Annotated in this window: 16 protein-coding genes; 11 read left to right on the plus strand and 5 right to left on the minus strand. The window is 69.2% G+C overall.

Annotated features, from left to right (window positions below; genetic code table 11):
* The first annotated feature begins 8 nt into the window (after window positions 1-8).
* The 7 genes from ACGFNU_RS07550 to ACGFNU_RS07580 all read left to right on the plus strand — a co-directional run bounded on the left by ACGFNU_RS07550 (window position 9) and on the right by ACGFNU_RS07580 (window position 9,386).
* Window positions 9-1,079, plus strand: coding sequence for an alpha/beta hydrolase (locus ACGFNU_RS07550; protein WP_392591163.1), 1,071 nt, complete (start codon window positions 9-11; stop codon window positions 1,077-1,079).
* 30 nt (window positions 1,080-1,109) lie between these two features.
* Complete coding sequence (locus ACGFNU_RS07555) at window positions 1,110-1,802, plus strand: FadR/GntR family transcriptional regulator (RefSeq protein WP_392591164.1); 693 nt, start codon at window positions 1,110-1,112, stop codon at window positions 1,800-1,802.
* 156 nt (window positions 1,803-1,958) lie between these two features.
* On the plus strand, window positions 1,959-3,218 hold the full coding sequence (locus tag ACGFNU_RS07560) for an ABC transporter substrate-binding protein (RefSeq protein WP_392591166.1): 1,260 nt from the start codon (window positions 1,959-1,961) through the stop codon (window positions 3,216-3,218).
* A 7-nt stretch (window positions 3,219-3,225) separates the two neighbouring features.
* Window positions 3,226-4,206, plus strand: coding sequence for a carbohydrate ABC transporter permease (locus tag ACGFNU_RS07565; protein WP_392591167.1), 981 nt, complete (start codon window positions 3,226-3,228; stop codon window positions 4,204-4,206).
* Window positions 4,206-5,039 (plus strand): carbohydrate ABC transporter permease, encoded by an 834-nt coding sequence (locus ACGFNU_RS07570; RefSeq protein WP_392591169.1) that lies wholly within the window; start codon window positions 4,206-4,208, stop codon window positions 5,037-5,039. Before ACGFNU_RS07565 ends, ACGFNU_RS07570 begins: the two co-directional genes overlap by 1 nt.
* 52 nt (window positions 5,040-5,091) lie before the next feature.
* Window positions 5,092-8,157, plus strand: a complete 3,066-nt coding sequence (locus ACGFNU_RS07575) for a glycoside hydrolase family 38 C-terminal domain-containing protein (protein ID WP_392591171.1) — start codon at window positions 5,092-5,094, stop codon at window positions 8,155-8,157.
* A complete protein-coding gene (locus tag ACGFNU_RS07580) occupies window positions 8,157-9,386 on the plus strand; it encodes an enolase C-terminal domain-like protein (protein WP_392591173.1) in 1,230 nt (409 codons plus the stop codon). The genes ACGFNU_RS07575 and ACGFNU_RS07580 overlap by 1 nt, the downstream gene beginning before the upstream one ends.
* Window positions 9,387-9,436: 50 nt before the next feature.
* Here ACGFNU_RS07580 and ACGFNU_RS07585 read toward each other — a convergent pair whose 3' ends face one another.
* The 3 genes from ACGFNU_RS07585 to sodN all read right to left on the minus strand — a co-directional run bounded on the left by ACGFNU_RS07585 (window position 9,437) and on the right by sodN (window position 11,982).
* On the minus strand, window positions 9,437-9,916 hold the full coding sequence (locus ACGFNU_RS07585; protein WP_392591175.1) for a GNAT family N-acetyltransferase: 480 nt from the start codon (window positions 9,914-9,916) through the stop codon (window positions 9,437-9,439).
* A 64-nt stretch (window positions 9,917-9,980) separates the two neighbouring features.
* Entirely contained in the window at window positions 9,981-11,396 is a 1,416-nt protein-coding gene (locus ACGFNU_RS07590) for a M1 family metallopeptidase (RefSeq protein ID WP_392591177.1), read from the minus strand.
* A gap of 184 nt (window positions 11,397-11,580) precedes the next feature.
* Window positions 11,581-11,982 carry a superoxide dismutase, Ni gene (sodN, locus tag ACGFNU_RS07595; protein ID WP_392591179.1) on the minus strand — a complete coding sequence of 134 codons (402 nt, stop codon included), beginning with the start codon at window positions 11,980-11,982 and terminating at the stop codon, window positions 11,581-11,583.
* Between the two features lie 124 nt (window positions 11,983-12,106).
* Between sodN and sodX the strand changes: the two genes are divergently transcribed.
* Window positions 12,107-12,442, plus strand: coding sequence for a nickel-type superoxide dismutase maturation protease (gene sodX / locus ACGFNU_RS07600; protein WP_392591181.1), 336 nt, complete (start codon window positions 12,107-12,109; stop codon window positions 12,440-12,442).
* Here the strand turns inward: sodX and ACGFNU_RS07605 are convergent.
* Both ACGFNU_RS07605 and ACGFNU_RS07610 read right to left on the minus strand, forming a co-directional pair.
* The gene (locus tag ACGFNU_RS07605; protein WP_392591183.1) at window positions 12,397-13,020 is read right to left on the minus strand and encodes a CGNR zinc finger domain-containing protein; all 624 of its coding nucleotides are present in this window, start codon (window positions 13,018-13,020) and stop codon (window positions 12,397-12,399) included. The two genes, sodX and ACGFNU_RS07605, sit on opposite strands and share 46 nt — an antisense overlap.
* A 329-nt stretch (window positions 13,021-13,349) precedes the next feature.
* Entirely contained in the window at window positions 13,350-14,540 is a 1,191-nt protein-coding gene (locus tag ACGFNU_RS07610; protein ID WP_392593435.1) for an NADP-dependent malic enzyme, read from the minus strand.
* 353 nt (window positions 14,541-14,893) lie between these two features.
* On the opposite strand from ACGFNU_RS07610, the gene ACGFNU_RS07615 reads away from it, so the two are divergent.
* The 3 genes from ACGFNU_RS07615 to ACGFNU_RS07625 are packed head-to-tail and all read left to right on the plus strand — an operon-like array spanning window position 14,894 to window position 17,445.
* Window positions 14,894-15,748 carry an ABC transporter substrate-binding protein gene (locus ACGFNU_RS07615; protein ID WP_392591185.1) on the plus strand — a complete coding sequence of 285 codons (855 nt, stop codon included), beginning with the start codon at window positions 14,894-14,896 and terminating at the stop codon, window positions 15,746-15,748.
* Window positions 15,749-15,758: 10 nt separating this feature from the next.
* Window positions 15,759-16,607, plus strand: coding sequence for an amino acid ABC transporter permease (locus ACGFNU_RS07620; protein WP_392591186.1), 849 nt, complete (start codon window positions 15,759-15,761; stop codon window positions 16,605-16,607).
* A 4-nt stretch (window positions 16,608-16,611) separates the two neighbouring features.
* Window positions 16,612-17,445, plus strand: coding sequence for an amino acid ABC transporter ATP-binding protein (locus ACGFNU_RS07625; RefSeq protein ID WP_392591188.1), 834 nt, complete (start codon window positions 16,612-16,614; stop codon window positions 17,443-17,445).
* Window positions 17,446-17,462: the final 17 nt, after the last annotated feature.

The following is a 17,462-nucleotide window of genomic DNA, read 5'->3' on the forward strand; positions in this document are numbered from 1 at the left end:
GAACACCGATGGATCCGGAACTGACCGCCGCCCTCGCCGGGATGCCGTACGTGAGCCTGGCGGATCCCGCCGCGGCGCGGGACGCCATGCGCGCGCTCGTCGAGGCGCTGTCGGAGCCGGTGGCCGATGCCCGGGTCGAGGTCGAGGATCGTGAGATCCCCGGCCCGGCCGGGGCGCCGGTCCCCATCCGGATCTACCGGCCGAGGGACCGGCGGGGGCAGGTCCCGTTCTCCATCCGGGGGGACGACCCCCCAGATCCCCCGGCAACAGAAGCGCCGTCAGCACTCGCTTCGCTCGCACTGCCGGTGCTGGTCTACTTCCACGGCGGCGGCTTCGTCACCGGCGATCTGGAGAACGAGCACGTGCGCTGCCTCGACTTCGCCGGTGAGGTGGGCATCGTGGTCGTCTCCGTCGACTACCGGCTCGCGCCAGAGCATCCGTTCCCCGCCGCGTTCGACGACGGTTACGCGGCGACGGTGTGGGTGCGCGAGAACGCGGCGGAGCTCGGCGCCGACCCCGGCCGGATCGGTGTCGGCGGCGGCAGCGCGGGCGGCGGGCTGGCCGCCGGGATCGCGCTGCGCGCCCGGGACGAGGACGGGCCGCCGCTGGCGTTCCAGCTGCTCATCTATCCCGTGCTGGACGACCGGATGGACACGCCGTCGATGCGCGCCTTCGTCGAGCCGCCGCTGTTCAACCGGGGCGATGTGGCGCACATGTGGCGGCACTACCTCGGCCCGCACCACGGCGAGGCGCCCGTCTACGCGGCCCCGGCGCGCGCCGACGACCTGGCGGGGCTGCCGCCCGCGTACATGCTCGTCGCGGAGGCCGACCCGCTGCGCGACGAGGACCTGGCGTACGCGGTGCGGCTCATCCAGGCCGGAGTGCCGACCGAGCTGCACCACGTGCCGGACGTCTACCACGGGTTCGACGGCGTGCAGTCGGCGGCGGTCGCCCGCGAGGCCCTCGCAGGTCAGCGTGCGGCACTGCGCCGGGGGTTGTCGGTTTCGGGTGCAGGGCCCGGGGATCGTTCGCGATCCCGCACGATCCCTGGACATGCAGTACATCAAGTGATTAGATGACTTAACTTCTTTCCGAGAACGAGGTAGTCGATGGCTCAGGATGTGGCCCGGCCCAGTCTCTCCGACGCGCTCACCGAGCGCGTGCTGGAGCTGATCCGGTCCGGCGGGCTCCGCCCCGGCGACCGGCTGCCCTCGGCCCGGGAGTTGTCCGAGCGCTTCGCCGTGACCACCCCGACGCTGCGCGAGGCGCTGCGCCGGCTGGAGGCCACCGGCGCGGTCCAGATGCGGCACGGCTCGGGCATCTACGTGGGAGCCGACCTCGAACGGGTCGTCATCCCCAATCCCAACGTCCGCGAGCTCCAAGGCGACCAGCTGCTGCAGCTGCTGGACGCGCGGCTGCTCATCGAACCCCCGGTGGCGGCGATGGCCGCCCGCCGGGCCGACCCCTCCGACCTCGCCACCCTCCGGGCGGTCCTCGACCAGGCGGGCTGCCACCTGCACGGCGAGGACGCCGAGCTCGACCAGGCCAACCGGTCGTTCCACCGGGCGACCGCCGCGGCGGCCGGCAACGGCGTGCTCAACGAGGTCGTCGACTCCCTGCTCTCGGTGCACGCCGCCGAGCAGCTGGAGATACTCCGTCTCTTCGACGACCGGTCCCGCGACCACGAGGAGCACCGGGCGATCCTCGGTGCCATCGAGGCGGGCGACGGGCAGCGCGCCGAGGAGCTCATGCGCGCCCACCTGCTGGACGTGAAGAGCGTCATCGAAGCCAGACTCGCCTGACCCCGTTCCACCACCCCCCGTTCCACCCGGGCCGCCCGCCCGCGCAGGGCCGGCGGCTTCACAGCCGACCCTCAGTTCACGCACCGTCCCTTCACCAACCGTCCGTTCCGACTCCTGGCACCCCACCCACCTCTAGGAGGCCCCATGATGCCGTCGATGCGTCTGCGGGTGACCGCGCTCGCGACCGGCGCGGCGATGCTCGCCCTCGCGAGCTGCTCGTCCGGCGATGATTCCGGCGGGTCCAAGTCCGAGCTCAAGCTCTACAACGACAAGGGAGCCTGGTCGCAGTTCTTCGACCAGATGGGGGCCCAGTCGAAGACGGAGATCGGGCTCGGCATGAAGCCGGTGGGCTACACCGACGAGCCCACCTACACCGCGTTCATCAAGGCCTCGTTCCGGACCAAGGTCAAGCCGGACCTGTTCACCTGGTCCACCGGCGGCCGGCTGACCGAGATCGTCAAGCAGAAGCAGGTGGCCGACACCACCGACATCTGGCAGGCGGCGATCAAGAGCGGTGACCTGTCCGCGGATCTCGCCAAGTACTACACGATCGACGGCAAGCAGTACTGCGTCCCGCTGAACACCGCCTACTGGGGCATGTTCTACAACAAGAAGATGTTCGCGAAGTACAAGCTGGAGCCGCCGAAGACCTGGGCGGACCTGGAGAACATCGCGCGGACGCTGAAGTCCAAGGGCGAGACGCCGTTCAACCACACGACGCCGACCTCGCTGTTCTCGTTCGTGTGGTTCGAGCAGCTGCTCGCCGGCACGAACCCTGACCTGTACGAGAAGCTCGGCACCGGCCAGGCGTCCTACACCGACCCGGGCGTCGTGGACGTCATGAAGCGGTGGAAGACGATGATCGACGCCGGGTGGTTCAGCAACCCCGGCGACAAGGCCGACCCCGCCGACCACTTCAAGAGCGGCAAGGCCGCGATGGTCTCCTCGGGCACTTGGTTCAACACCAGCATGACCCAGCGGCAGCTCAAGCTCGGCGAGGACTACGGGTTCTTCTTCATCCCCAACGTCGACCCCGCGCTGCCCAAGACGTCGCTCGTCTTCGAAAGCGGGCCGCTGTGCTCGCTCACCAAGGCGCCCGACAAGGAGGCCAGCACCAAGTTCCTGAAGTGGTGGGTCACCCCCGCCGCCCAGGAGAAGTGGGCCAACTCGCGCGGCGACGTCTCCGGCAACCCGCGGGTGAAGATCGCCCAGCCGGAGCTCGGCAAGATCACGAAGGAGGCGGGCAGCGGGCAGTACCGGCTGGTGCAGCGGTACTTCGAGGCGGCCCCCGCCCCGGTGCTCACCGCCGCCCTGGACGGCCTCAGCGGCTTCACGGTCAAGCCCGACACCTACATGAAGGTGCTGGAGACGATCCAGAAGGCCAACGCGCAGTACTGGAAGACCCAGGGAAACTAGCCCGGGGATGACCGTGCAACATACCTCTTCCACTTCCCCGTCCCGGCCCGCCGCGGCGCGCACCAAGCGCCGCGGCGCCGGGAACGGGGGCCACCGGACCGGCCCGCACCGGCCCGGCGGCGCCTACGCGCTCTTCGGCCGGTTCCGCTACGGCTACGTCACGCCCGCGCTCCTGCTCGTCGCGGTCCTGCTCTACCTGCCGTTCGTCTGGACGGCCTGGCTGAGCCTGACCCGCTACGACGGCCTCGGCTCGCCGGAGTTCATCGGGCTGGACAACTACACCCGCCTGTTCGAGGACGAGGCGCTGATCACCTCGATCCGCAACACCCTGCTGTGGGTGATCGGCACGACGGTGCTCCCGGTCGGGCTGGGCCTGCTGGTCGCGGTGCTCTCGTACGACATCAAGGGCGGCTCGTGGTTCCGCCTGCCGTTCCTGCTGCCGTACGCCCTGTCCGGGGCCGGGCTGGGGCTCGTCTGGGGCTTCATCCTGCAGCCCGAGGGCGTCGCCAACCAGGCGCTGACGTTCCTCGGGATGCCGGGCGGCGACATGTCGTTCCTGAACGACGGCCCGGAGAACACCATCGCCATGTTGCTGGTGTGGACCTGGCAGCAGCTCGGCGTCAACATGCTGCTGTTCGTGGTCGGCCTGCAGTCGATCCCGCGCGCCCCGATCGAGGCCGCCCGGATCGACGGCGCCTCCGGCTGGCGGCTGTTCCGGCACGTGCTCTGGCCGCTGATGCGCCCGCTGACGACCGTGGTGGTCGGGCTGGCGCTGGTGGCGAGCCTCAAGACGTTCGACATCGTCTGGGTGATGACCCAGGGCGGTCCCGGCCGGACCTCGGAGACCCTCGCGGTGACCATGTACCGCGACGTGTTCGTGGCCGACGAGTACGGCTACGGCTCGGCGGTCGCGGTGCTGCTCACGACCGTCACCGGGCTCGCCTCGTACGCCTACATGCGCCGCCAGATCGGGAAGGAGGACGGCTGATGGGCGCCAATCCCGCCAGCGCGATCCTGCGCAGGGCCGTGCTCGCCGGGCTCGGGCTGATCTGGCTGTTCCCGACGTACCTGATCTTGGCGAACGCGTTCCGGCCCGCCGACGAGTACAAGCCGTCCGAGGCGATCAAGCCGTCCGGCAGCTTCGCGCTGTTCGACAACATCTCGGAGGTCTGGGAGCGCACCGACATCGCGCAGAGCCTGTTCAGCACGATGCTCTACGCGCTGGTGTCGCCGGCGCTCGCCGTGCTGCTCGGCGCGCTCGCCGGGTACGCGATCGTGGTGCTGCGGCTGAAGCACGGCTTCGCCTGGTTCATGGTCATCTACGGCGGGTCGATCTTCCCGTTCCAGATGCTGCTGGTGCCCCTGTTCGTCGGCTACAGCAAGACCCCGCTGTACGACTCGCGGCTCGGCATGATCCTGATCCATCTGGCGATCAACATCCCGTTCGCGGCGCTGGTCATGCGCAACTTCTACGGCGGGGTGGCGGCCTCGATCTTCGAGGCCGCGCGGATGGACGGCGCGTCCACGCTGCGCGTCTTCGTGCGGATCTTCCTGCCGGTCTCGTGGCCGGCGCTGGCGGCGGTGTTCATCTTCGAGTTCACCTTCACCTGGAACGACCTGCTGTTCGGCCTGACGCTGACGCAGTCGGAGTCCTCGCGGCCGGTCATGGCGGAGATCGCCGCGTTGACGACCGACGTCTACGCGGGCACGCCCGTGCCGATCGCGCTGGCCGCCGGGCTCGTGGTGTCGCTGCCGACCGTCGTGCTCTTCCTGGTGACCCAGCGCCTGTTCGCGCGGGGTCTCTCGATCGCCCAGCTCTGATCGCTCTTCCACCAGCTCCTTCTAGTCAGCTCTCATTCGTGCAAGGGGAAATATGACGAGCCGTCTGTTGCAGGCCAGTCTCGGATCACCCGACTACGACGGGATCCGGGACGCGCTGCGCCAGGACTCCTCGGTCGAGGTCCTCGCCGTGCGCGGGCTCGCCGTCCGTGCCGCCGTGCTGCCGCTGTTCAGGCGGGACAACGGCGGGCTGCGGCAGGTCGTGCGGATCGACGTGACCGGCGAGGCCAACGCCGGGCTCGATCTCGCTCTGGAAGACGGAGACGGCGCCGGCGTCGCCACGGGACGGACGGACGACGCGGGACGTGCGACCCTGCTCGTCCCGGAGGTCGCCGAGACGCGACGGCTGACGTTGCGGGTGCGCGACGTCACGGGGCTGGTCGGCGCCGCGCCGCTGGACGTCACGCCGCAGCGCAAGTGGAACGTCTTCGTCGTCCACCACTCCCACCTCGACATCGGCTACACCGACACCCAGGGGACGGTGCTCCGGCACCACCTCGACTACCTGGACGCGGCGGTGCGGCTGGCGGACGAGACCGCGGACTGGCCGGACGACGCGCGGTTCCGCTGGTCGGTGGAGTCGTCGATGCCCGCGCTCCGCTGGCTCGCCGCCCGGCCGGACGACATGGTCGCCGACTTCGTGCGGGCCTCCCAGGCGGGCCAGATCGAGGTCACCGCGTTCCCCATGCAGCTGCACACCGAGGCGTGCTCGGCCGAGGAGCTCTACCGCCAGCTGCGGTTCGTCGAGCAGCTGCGTTCGGTGTACGGCATCGACGTGCGGTCGGCGATGCACACCGACATCCCGGGCGCGGTCGTGGGCGTCGTGGACGCGCTCAACGCGGCCGGTGTGCGGTACCTGGCGGCGGCGCACAACTGGGCCGGGCGATCCGTCCCGTACATCACGGGCGGCGACAAGCTCGGCCGGCCGTTCCGCTGGCGGGCCCCGAGCGGCCGCGAGCTGCTGGTGTGGTTCACCGACACCCCGCACGGCATGGCCTACATGGAGGGCAACACCGTCGGCCTGGTCGACGGCTACGACCTGGCCGAAGACCTGCTGCCGCGCTACCTGGGCTCGCTCGCCGACCGTCCCTACCCGTACGGGCCGGGCACGTTCGGCTGGTACGCGGCGCCCGGGCAGGTGGGCGCGGCCAAGGCGCCCGACGTGCTGGACGCGGTGCACCTGCGGGTGCAGGGCGCGCACGCCGACAACGCCGGGCCGTCGATCATGCCCGCCGAGATCGCGCGCCGGTGGAACGAGACGTGGGCGTACCCGCGGCTCCGCATGGCGACCAACGCCGACTTCTTCGAGCACGTCGAGGAGCACCACCTCGACCAGCTGCAGGTTCACGAGGGCGACTGGACGGACTGGTGGGCCGACGGGCTCGGCTCCGGCGCCCGGCCGCTCGGCTACGTCCGGCGGGCCCAGAACGTGCTGCGCTCCGCCGAGACCCTGCACTCCCTCGCCGGGGCGACGGCCGAAGGGGTGGACGAGGCCTACGACAAGGCCGCGCTCTTCGACGAGCACACCTGGGGCGCCGCCAACCCGTGGGAGGACGCCGAGGAGGGCGGCGACTCGGGCGGCCTGCAGTGGACCCGCAAGTCCGCGGTGGGCTACCAGTCGTACGACGACGCCCTCGACCTGCTCCAGGCGGGTTCCCGCCGCTTCGGCGCCACATGGGGACCGGCGGGTGACGCGCTCGCCTCGTTCGTCGTCGTCAACCCGGGCACGTTCGCCCGCACCGACGTGGCGCGGGCGTTCCTGCCCCGCGACGTGGTCGCCGTGGACGTCCCGATCACGCTCGTGGACGCCCGGACGGGCGAGCCCGTGCCGCACCGCGAGGAGGAGGTCGACCCGGACGAGTGGCCCACCCGCCCGATCGGCCGCCATCTGGAGGCGGTCGTCCCGGACGTGCCGGGGCTCGGCCACGTGCGGCTGGACGTGGTCCGCGGTGACGCTCCCGCGCCCGAGCCGATCAATCTTGGTCGCGACGGCGTGATCGAGAACGAGTACTACCGGGTGACCTACGACCTCGCCGAGGGGTACATCAGCTCGATCTTCGACAAGGCCGCGGGCCGCGAGCTGGTGAACGCCGACGCGGCGGCGGGCTTCGGGCAGTACATCTACGACCGGTACGCCACCGCGCCACATTTCAACCACATGTCCGGGCACATGCTCGTTCATGACAAGACACTTCTGGGCGACCGCGCGATCGGCAGGAACGCCGGCGTGGTCAAGTGCGAACGCACGCCCGCCGGAGAACGGCTCGTGGTGGAGCTGACCGGCAAGGGCGTCGACTGGTTGCGGACGACGATCGACCTGTACGCGGGCGTCCCGCGGCTCGATCTCCGCTTCCAGCTCGGAAAGCAGCCGACGGCGGCCAAGGAGGCGGTGTTCTTCGCGTTCCCCCTCGCGGTCAGCGGGCCGCCGTCGGTGTGGGAACTCACGGGAGGCGTCGGCGGCACGCACCTGCCGAGCGTGCCGGGATCCGCGGAGCACATGCGGCCGATCCGGCACTGGACGGCGTTCGAGGACGCCGGCCTGACGGTGGCGTGGGCGACGCTGGAGGCGCCGCTCGTGCAGTTCGGCTCGATTCATATGCCGTACGCGCCGTTCCCGCCGACCCTCGACGTCGAGCCGTCCACGATCTACTCCTGGGCGCTCAACAACATCTGGGACACCAACTTCCCGTCGCAGCAGTCGGGAGAGACCACGTTCCGGTACGCCGTCGCATCGGCCACGGGCGGCGTACCGGGACGTCGGCTGGGCGCGGCGACCGCCGCCGGGCTCACCGACGCCTTCGTCGCGACCCTCGCGACCGGCGAGGACGAGGCGCCCGCCACGGGCGTCTTCGTCTCCGTCGACGACCCGGACGTGCTGGTCACCTCGATCGGCCGGGTGGACGGCGATCTCGTCGTCCGGTTGCAGTCGCTGGCCGACGGGCCGGTGGAGGCCGGCCTTCAGGTGCCCCGGCTCCGCCGGGCCCTGGTCGACTCCGGTCTCGGCCGTGACGTCGAGGAGGCGCCGGTCCGCGACGGCGCCGCGATCGTCCGCCTGCCCGCCTGCGGGATCGTCGCCGTCACGGTGAAGGGGAACCTGTAGTGAAGATCACCGACATCCGGGCCACCACCGTCGCGGTGCCGCTCGAAGCGCCGCTGCTGCACAGCAACGGGGCCCACTGGGGCCGCTTCGTCCGCACGATCGTCGAGGTCGAGGCGGACAACGGGCTCGTCGGGCTGGGCGAGATGGGCGGCGGGGGAGAGAGCGCCGAAGCCGCGTTCCGCGCCCTGGCGCCCTACCTGGAGGGACACGACCCGTTCGAGCTGGAGGCGCTCCGCTTCAAGATCGCCAACCCGACGGCCAGCCTCTACAACAACCGCACGCAGATGCTGGCCGCGATCGAGTTCGCCTGCATCGACCTCATCGGGCAGCACCTCGGCGTCCCCGCGTACGACCTGCTGGGCGGCAAGATCCGGGACACCGTCCCGTTCGCCTCGTACCTCTTCTACCGGTACCCCGGGCCGAAGGCGGCCGAGGTGCGCACGCCCGAGCAGCTCGTCGCGCACGCCCGCGCGCTCAAGGAGGAGCACGGGTTCTCGGTGCACAAGCTCAAGGGCGGGGTGTTCCCGCCCGGCTACGAGCTGGAGTGCTACCTGGCGCTGGCCGAGGCGTTCCCGGATGACCGGCTCCGCTACGACCCGAACGCGGTGCTGAGCATGGACGAGGGCCTCCGCTTCGGCAAGGCCATCGAGCACCTCAACAACGACTACCTCGAAGACCCCGTGCTGGGGCTGGAGGGTCTCCGGCTGGTTCGCGAACGGGTCAACGTTCCCCTCGCGACCAACACCGTCGTGGTCAACTTCGAGCAGCTCGCCGCCAACGTGCTGCGCCGCAGCGCCGACGTGGTGCTGCTCGACACGACGTTCTGGGGCGGCATCCGGGCCTGCGTCAAGGCGGCCGGGGTCTGCGAGACGTTCCAGGTCGGGGTCTCGGTGCACTCGTCGGGCGAGCTGGGCATCCAGCTCGCCACGATGCTGCACCTCGGGGCGGTCCTGCCCAACCTCACCTACGCCGCCGACGCGCACTACCACCACCTCGCCGACGACGTGATCGAGGGAGGCAAGCTGCGCTACGTGGACGGCAGGATCCCCGTGCCGACCGGGCCGGGCCTGGGAGTCCGGTTGGACCGTGACAAGGTCGCGGAGTACGTCGAGCTCTACCGCGAGCTGGGCGGCTATCCGTACGACCGCGACCCGGGGCGGCCCGGCTGGTACCCGCTCGTCCCGAACGAACGGTGGGCGGATCCGACCGTCACGCTCAGCGAGCTCTGAGGCCGGGCAGGCCGGAGGTCAGGCGGGCTCTGAGGTCGGTTGCTCCGGGGTCAGGTGCGCGGGGTGGTGCCGAGCTCCCGGAGGGGCTCGCCGGTCAGGCGGTGGACGGTCCACTCGTCCTGCCGCCCCGCGCCCAGTGACTTGTAGAAGCCGATGGCCGGGGTGTTCCAGTCGAGCACCGACCATTCGACTCGCCCGTATCCCCGTTCCACGGCGATGCGGGCGAGTTCGGTCAGGAGCGCCTTGCCGTAGCCATGCCCGCGCACGTTCGGGCTGACGTAGAGATCCTCCAGGTAGATCCCGTGCTTGCCGAGCCACGTGGAGAACGACAGGAACCAGAGCGCGAAGCCCACGACCTCGCCCTGGTGCTCGGCGACATGCGCGAAGGCCTTCGGCTCGGCCGCGAAGAGGCTGCCGCGCAGATCCTCCTCGGTGGCCTTCACCTCGTGGGCCGCTCGCTCGTAGGTGGCGAGCTCGTGCACGAGCCGCAGGATCGCAGGGACATCGTCAGGAGTCGCAGCCCGAATCATGCCTGACAGGCTAGCGACTCCCGACGAGTCCTTCTTACGGCTTTTTCGGTGTTTCAGCAGGTGGTCACCACTTGGTGGGCTTGTACTTGGTGTACAGCCACTCGTGGAACAGGCGGTCCAGCTGCTTGTGGGAGATCTTCTCGGCGAGTGCGATGAACTGGGCGGTGTTGACGTTGCCGTCCTTGTTCATGCGGGTCCAGGCCTTCAGGAGCGTGAAGAACGCCTTGTCGCCGATGCGCTTGCGGAGGGCGTGCAGGGTCATGCCGCCGCGGTAGTACGGGGTGATGGTGAACATCTGGTCCGCGCCCGGGTCACCGGTCTTGCGGGCCGTCCACATCTCCTTGTAGTACTTCCAGCTCGTCGGCTGGTTGTAGAGGCTGTCGAAGGTGGCCTGGGCGGTCGGGCCACCGTTCTGCTCGTCCCACAGCCACTCGGCGTAGGTGGCGAAGCCCTCATTCAGCCAGATGTCCTTCCAGCGCCGCACGCTCACGCTGTCGCCGAACCACTGGTGGGCCAGCTCGTGCACGATCGTGGCCTGGTCGGGCGAGTAGCCGTAGATCGGGCGGCTCTGCGTCTCCAGGGAGAACGCCACGTCGACGCCGACCCGGATGCCACCGCTGGTGGCGAACGGGTACTTGCCGAAGACCTTCTCCTCCCAGTTCAGGGCCTTGATCGTGCCTTCGTGCAGATTCTTGAGCTCCGACACGCGGTTGGGCGCCACGGCGGTGATGACCGGGGTGCCGCTCTTGGTCTTGCCGCGCTTCACCGTGAACTTGCCGATGGCGAGCATGGCCAGGTAGGTGGCCATGGGGGAGCGCTCGTTCCACACGAACGTGGTCCGGCCGCCCTTGGTGGTCTGCGGGCCGGGGATCCCGTTGGAGAAGACCTGCGTGCCCTTCGGCACGTTCACCCGGTAGGTGAAGGTCGCCTTGTCCTGCGGGTGGTCGCTGCCGGGGAACCAGGTGGACGCGGCGTCCGGCTCGCTGACCACGTACGCGCCGTCGGGCGTCTTGATCCAGCCGAACGTGCCGATGTCCGGGCGGGTGATCGGCTTGGGGGTGCCGCCGTAGACGACGGTCACGGTGAACTTCGCGCCCTTGCGCAGTCCCTTGCGCGGCGTGATGATCAGCTCTTGGCCCTTGCGGGTGTAGCGGGCCGGCTTGCCGTTGACCTTCACGCTCTTCACCTTGAGCTGCTTCAGGTCGAGGTTGAAGCGGCTGAGGTTCTTGGTGGCGCGGGCGCTGACGCGCGCGGTGGCGTTCAGCGCGTTGGTCTTCGGCGCGTAGCTCAGCGCGAGGTCGTAGTGACCGACGTCGTAGCCGCCGTTCCCCTCAGCGGGGTAGTAACTGTCACCGCCGCCCGGCGCGCCCGGGGTGAACCGGGGGCCGGCGGCGGCCGCGGGAAGCGCCGGCGCCAGCGCGCAGGCGGTCGCCGCGGCCGTGACGACGGCGGTGACCCGGGTCCGGATCCTTGGGGGCATGGATCTTCCTTTCGCTGATGAACGCGTCATAGAAGATCACGAGATGCCCCGGCATGTCAGCGATGTCCGGGTGTTTTCGGAGGTTCGCCAGTCCGGTTCCGGACATGCCGCGGGGGCCGTCCGGATCGTCGGACGGCCCCCGCGGGATGGGCGCCGCGCGCCCGCTGGTCGTGCTGCGGGCCGGTCAGGCCTGCTTGGTCTCCCAGAAGATCTTGTCGATCTCGGCGATCTTGCCGAGCAGGTCCTCCGCCACCTTGACGTCCAGGCTGCCCTTGGTGCCGCTCGCGCCGGCGAGCTTGGTGGCCTCGTTGAACAGCTGGTGCAGCTGCGGGTACTTCTCGAAGTGCGGCGGCTTGAAGTAGTCGGTCCAGAGCACCCAGAGGTGCTCCTTGACCAGCTCGGAGCGCTGCTCCTTGATCTGGATCGCCCGGGCCCGGAAGGCCGGGTCCTCGTTGGCGGCGTACTTCTCGATGATCGCCTTGACGGACTCGGCCTCGATGCGTGCCTGCGCCGGGTCATAGACACCGCACGGCAGGTCGCAGTGCGCGGAGACCGTGGTCTTCGGACGCAGAAGGTTGACGAGCACCTGCGTTTCCCTTCCCTCGTATCGGATCATGCTCAGGCCATCGACATTACTCTTGTGGCCTGGCCGGCGTACGGGCAGGGCGCTCGGTCTTTGGCCCTAGGTCCCGACGCCTGGACGGGGAGCGATGATTCGGATTCCGTGGCGCGTGGTCGCGGTGACCGGGGACTCGATGGCGCCCACGCTGCGACCGGGCGATTCGCTGATCGTGCGGCGCGGCGGGCCGGTCGCCGCGGGCGATCTCGTGGTGGCGCGGCATCCCGAACGACCCGGCACGCTGACCGTGAAGCGGGCCACCTTCCGGGACGGCGACGGCTGGTGGCTGGAGAGCGACCACCAGCTGGCACCCGGCCGCCGCGACAGCTGGAACTGGGGCGCGGTGCCCGACGAACTGATCGTCGGACGGGTCGTCGCGTGCTACTGGCCGCCGTCGCGGATCTCGGTCTTCCGCGCGTCGCCCTGAAGCCGGCGCTGGGCGGGCGCGGCGGCGTCGATCGTCGCGCGGGCGCTCGTCCGGGCCGGATGGTGGGCCGCCGCCACGCTGCTCGGGCGCCCGGCGCACCGGTCGGAGCAGTAGCGCTGGGACTTGTTGGCCGTCGTGTCGAAGAAGACGCGGTCACAGCCGTCGGCCCGGCAGATCCCGAGCCGGTCGAGCCCGCGGTCGCTGACCTTGATGGCGAGCCCCATCGCCGCCCACGCCGCGTACCGGTCCTGGATCGAGCCGCCCTCGTTCAGGTGCAGGTGCCAGCGCAGGCCGTCGTGACCGGAGAGCTGCGGATGGACCGGATGCTGCATGAGCAGCGTGTTCAGCTTGTCGATCGCGTCCTCCTCGTCCCCGGCCACCGCGGAGACGAAGATGCCGCGCAACTGGGCGCGGAGTTCGCGCATGGCGTCGAGGTCGCGGTGGGTGAGCCGGCCGCCCAGATGCGGACGGATCACCAGCAGGTCCCGCAGCGCTTCGAGATCACGCAGATGGTCCGCCTGCGAGTCGTGCGTGTTCACGAGTTCGATCGCCAGGTCTGCGTAAGAGGCGAGGTCCACGTTCGCTCCTGACGGAGTCGACCTGATCGGTGAATCGTCAGTGTCATTCCCCCACGTCGAGTATTACACCTCCCGCCAGCACGGAGACAGAAGCGACCTGGGCGGAATATGAAATATTGTGCGGCTCGCGGGCCTGGCGGCCGACAAATTGAGCGTCAAGCGCCGGATATGACGGAGTTTTCATGGGTGTCACGCATCACCCGCACACGATTACGGCCCGTGATCTCCACTGGGAGATCACGGGCCGTAAGAACGGATTCAGTGTCTTCTGGGGGCCCCAGACCCCGCGACGATCCGAGGAACGATCCTCGCTTCGCCGCGGTCGTCCCTCAGATGCGATTGACCCCGTCCACCCGGGCCTGCGCGGCCACGGCCGCGGTGACGGCGGGCGCCACGCGCTCGTCGAAGGGGCTCGGGACGACGTAGTCGGGGGACAGGTCGTCGCCCACGATGCCCGCGATCGCGCCGGCCGCCGCGAGCTTCATGTTCTCGGTGATCGAGTGGGACCGCACCTCGAAGGCGCCCTTGAAGATGCCGGGGAAGGCCAGCACGTTGTTGATCTGGTTGGGGAAGTCGCTGCGTCCCGTCGCGACCACCTTGGCGTGCCGCCGGGCGACCTCCGGGTGCACCTCGGGCGTGGGGTTGGAGAGCGCGAACACGATCGCGTTGCCTGACATCGTGGCGATGCACGACTCGTGCACGGTGCTGCCCGACAGCCCGATGAACACGTCGGCGCCGCGCAGCGCCTCCTCGGTGGAGCCCTTGAGATGCGACCGATTGGTGATCGCGGCGATCTTCTGCTTGATCGGGTTGAGCCCGTCGCGGCCCTCGTGGATGAGGCCCTTGCTGTCCGACAGCGCGATGTCGCCGATGCCGGCGTTGATCAGGATCTGCGAGACCGCGATGCCCGAGGCGCCCGCCCCGGCGACCACGGCGCGCAGGTCCGACAGCGGCTTGCCGATCAGCCGTGCCGCGTTGGTCAGCGCCGCCAGCGCCACGATGGCGGTGCCGTGCTGGTCGTCGTGGAAGACCGGGATGTCGAGCGCCTCCCGCAGCCGGTCCTCGATCTCGAAGCAGCGCGGCGCGCTGATGTCCTCCAGGTTGATGCCGCCGAAGCTCGGCGCCATCGCGATCACGGTGTCGACGATCTCGTCGACGTCCGTGGTGCTCAGCGCGATCGGCACCGAGTCCACCCCGGCGAACTCCTTGAACAGCAGCGACTTGCCCTCCATGACCGGCATGGAGGCGGCCGGGCCGATGTCGCCCAGGCCGAGCACGGCGGTGCCGTCGGTGACGACCGCCACGACCTTGGAGGTCCAGGTGTAGTCGTAGGCCAACTCCGGGTGGTCGGCGATGGCGGTGCACACCCGCGCGACCCCGGGTGTGTACGCGAGGGACAGATCGTCCTTGTCGCGCACCGCGATGGTCGAGCGGACCTCCAGCTTGCCGCCGCGGTGCAGCGGGAAGGCCGGATCGTCGTCATAGGAGAGCGGTTTGGTGGGAATGGGCTCAGCAGCCACAGCGACCCCTGTCAGAGAATTGGGTTTGCGGGCGATGCCGCCGCGTAGGTGCGGTCTGGTGGCCGTCACCGTGTTGGGCATCTCGCGACGTACGGGGGTCACCCGTTGTCCGATTGTGCCACACCTGACCGCGGCGGCCCCTGGACTGTGAGGTGGTGGCCATCACTCCGATCCCACATCGTGATACGAATCTTACGTAGCGCGTTCGTATTACGGTGATCTGCTCAAGCGGCGCTGCTCTGTTGTCCGATTGTTTCGGAGCCTTAATCCAGATCGCGCCTGGTGTAGGCCAAAATGTGCCATTGACCTCCGGATCTGCGAAGATCCACTCAATCGAAACTGGAGGGGGACCCATGATCACTGGTTCTCTGCGCCGTGGCGTCGTCGCGACGGCTGCGCTTGCCCTGACTGGTCTCCTGGCGCTGAGCGCCTGTGGCGAGTCGGCCGACGAGAAGGCCGGCGGAGGCGGCGACAAGGCGGCGACCGGCTTCAAGCCGGTCAAGGCCGGCAAGATCTCGGTCTGCACCAACCTGCCGTACCCGCCCTTCCAGTTCGATCAGGGTGGCAAGACGGTCGGCTTCGACGTCTCCATGATCGACCTGGTGGCCAAGAAGCTCAACGTCACCCAGGAGATCGTCAACATCGACTTCGCGGCGATCAAGGGCGGCTCGGCCCTCAACGCCGGCCGCTGCGACGTCGCCGCCGCAGGCATGACGATCACCGACGAGCGCAAGCAGAGCCTGGACTTCTCCCGGCCCTATTTCCCCGAATACATCACGTTGCTGACCAAGAAGGGCGTCACGGCCAAGAGCCTCGACGACGTCAAGTCGCAGAACCTCAAGCTCGGCGTCCAGGCCGACACCACCAGCCTGGAGATGGCCAAGGGCAAGGGCCTCAAGCCCAAGGAGTACAAGGACTCCGAGAAGCAGCGCCTCGCGCTCGTCTCCGGCCAGATCGACGCCGTCCTCCAGGACACCCCGGTCGTCAACGACTGGCTGAAGAAGACCGACGTCTCCGCCAAGTTCGCCATCGCGGCGGACATCGCCACCGGGGCCCAGTACGGCTTCGCGGTGAAGAAGGGCGGCAACCCGGTCCTGCTCAAGACCATCAACGACACGATCACCGAGACCGTGGGCAGCGGCGAGTGGGCCAAGCTGTACAAGCAGTGGGTCGGTTCCGAGCCGAAGTCCAAGCCCGCAGAGAGCTGATGACGTCGCGATGACGACAACCCTGCAAGAGCCGGGTCCTGCCGGGAAGACCCCCGGCAGGGCCCGGCTCAGCCCCCGCCGCAAACGCCAGGTGACCCTCTACGTCCAGTACACGGTGTTCGTTCTGGTCGTGGCAGGCGTGATCTTCGGGGCCGACTGGGCCGCGATCAACAAGTACTTCCTCGACTTCAGCAAGCTCGACGGCGCGTGGGGACGCCTGTTCGGGACCGCCCTGGTCAACACCGTCCTCTACACCCTGGCCGCCTACGTGGTCGGTCTCGCGGTCGGCCTGATCATCGGCCTCATGCGGCTGTCGTCGGTGCTGCCCTACCGGTGGGCCGCCCTGATCTTCATCGAGATCTTCCGGGGCCTGCCGGCGCTGCTGATCCTGCTGCTGGTCGGTTTCGGCGTGCCGATCGCCTTCCCTGACATGGCCAACCCGCCGGGCGGCGTGTTCTTCAATGTCTCGGTCGGGCTGGGCCTGGTCGCCGCCGCCTACATGGCGGAGACGATCAGAGCGGGCATCCAGGCGGTGCCCAAGGGGCAGCTGGAGGCCGCGCGCTCGCTCGGCATGTCGCGTTTCCGCGCGATGACCTCGATCGTCATCCCGCAGGCCTTCCGCATCGTGATCCCGCCCATGACCAACGAGCTGGTGCTGCTGTTCAAAGACTCCTCGCTGGTCTTCGTGCTCGGTTTCACCGCGGACCAGTACGACCTGACCAAGTTCGGCGAGAGCCTGTCCAACACCGTCGCCAACACCACGCCCTACATCGCCGCCGGCGCCGCGTACCTGGCGATCACGATCCCGCTGGGCTTCCTGGTGCGCCGCCTGGAAGCACGGCAGGCGAAGGCACGGTGACCCGATGACCCACATGGTGGAGATCCGCGACCTGCACAAGTCGTTCGGCGACAACCAGGTGCTCAAGGGCATCGACTTCACCGTCGAGCGCGGCCAGGTCATCTGCATCATCGGCCCGTCCGGCTCGGGAAAGTCGACGCTGCTGCGCTGCGTCAACATGCTGGAGGAGCCGACCGGCGGGAAGGTCTTCGTCGAGGGTGAGGAGATCACGCACCCCGACGTGGACATCGACGCCGCACGTCGCAAGATCGGCATGGTCTTCCAGCAGTTCAACCTGTTTCCGCACCTGAAGGTGCTGGACAACGTCACGATCGCGCAGCGCCGGGTGCTCAAGCGGGGCAAGGGCGACGCGGTGAAGGCCGCCAAGGCCAACCTGGAGCGCGTCGGGCTCGCGGAGAAGGCGAGCAGCTACCCGGCCCAGCTGTCCGGCGGGCAGCAGCAGCGGGTGGCCATCGCCCGCGCCCTGGCCATGGACCCGACGCTGATGCTGTTCGACGAGCCCACCTCGGCGCTCGACCCCGAACTGGTCGGCGACGTGCTCACGGTCATGCGCAAGCTCGCGCAGGACGGCATGACGATGCTCGTGGTCACCCACGAGATGGCCTTCGCCCGCGACGTGGCCGACCACGTCGTGTTCATGGACGGCGGCGTCATCGTCGAGCAGGGCCCGCCGGACCAGGTCATCGGCGATCCGCAGAACGAGCGCACCAAGCTCTTCCTGCGGCGCGTCCTCGACCCCACCCATGTGGAGGTCGGCGAGGTGGCCGACTACGAGCGTCCCCTGGGCCTGTCAGACGGCGAGTCCTCTGGAGGGGTCCCCAATCCCACCGGTTTCTGAAAATCCCAGCAGCGGAC

The organism is Spirillospora sp. NPDC048911, assembly GCF_043198015.1.
Taxonomy (GTDB): Bacteria; Actinomycetota; Actinomycetes; order Streptosporangiales; family Streptosporangiaceae; genus Spirillospora.

What these genes read in the sequence shown, in the direction of transcription:
- ACGFNU_RS07550 (WP_392591163.1), top strand. Translation starts at nt 9, where the DNA reads ATGGATCCGGAACTGACCGCCGCCCTCGCCGGGATGCCGTACGTGAGC.
- ACGFNU_RS07555 (WP_392591164.1), top strand. Translation starts at nt 1,110, where the DNA reads ATGGCTCAGGATGTGGCCCGGCCCAGTCTCTCCGACGCGCTCACCGAG.
- ACGFNU_RS07560 (WP_392591166.1), top strand. Translation starts at nt 1,959, where the DNA reads ATGCGTCTGCGGGTGACCGCGCTCGCGACCGGCGCGGCGATGCTCGCC.
- ACGFNU_RS07565 (WP_392591167.1), top strand. Translation starts at nt 3,226, where the DNA reads ATGACCGTGCAACATACCTCTTCCACTTCCCCGTCCCGGCCCGCCGCG.
- ACGFNU_RS07570 (WP_392591169.1), top strand. Translation starts at nt 4,206, where the DNA reads ATGGGCGCCAATCCCGCCAGCGCGATCCTGCGCAGGGCCGTGCTCGCC.
- ACGFNU_RS07575 (WP_392591171.1), top strand. Translation starts at nt 5,092, where the DNA reads ATGACGAGCCGTCTGTTGCAGGCCAGTCTCGGATCACCCGACTACGAC.
- ACGFNU_RS07585 (WP_392591175.1), bottom strand. Translation starts at nt 9,916, where the DNA reads ATGATTCGGGCTGCGACTCCTGACGATGTCCCTGCGATCCTGCGGCTC.
- ACGFNU_RS07590 (WP_392591177.1), bottom strand. Translation starts at nt 11,396, where the DNA reads ATGCCCCCAAGGATCCGGACCCGGGTCACCGCCGTCGTCACGGCCGCG.
- sodX (WP_392591181.1), top strand. Translation starts at nt 12,107, where the DNA reads ATGATTCGGATTCCGTGGCGCGTGGTCGCGGTGACCGGGGACTCGATG.
- ACGFNU_RS07615 (WP_392591185.1), top strand. Translation starts at nt 14,894, where the DNA reads ATGATCACTGGTTCTCTGCGCCGTGGCGTCGTCGCGACGGCTGCGCTT.
- ACGFNU_RS07620 (WP_392591186.1), top strand. Translation starts at nt 15,759, where the DNA reads ATGACGACAACCCTGCAAGAGCCGGGTCCTGCCGGGAAGACCCCCGGC.
- ACGFNU_RS07625 (WP_392591188.1), top strand. Translation starts at nt 16,612, where the DNA reads ATGACCCACATGGTGGAGATCCGCGACCTGCACAAGTCGTTCGGCGAC.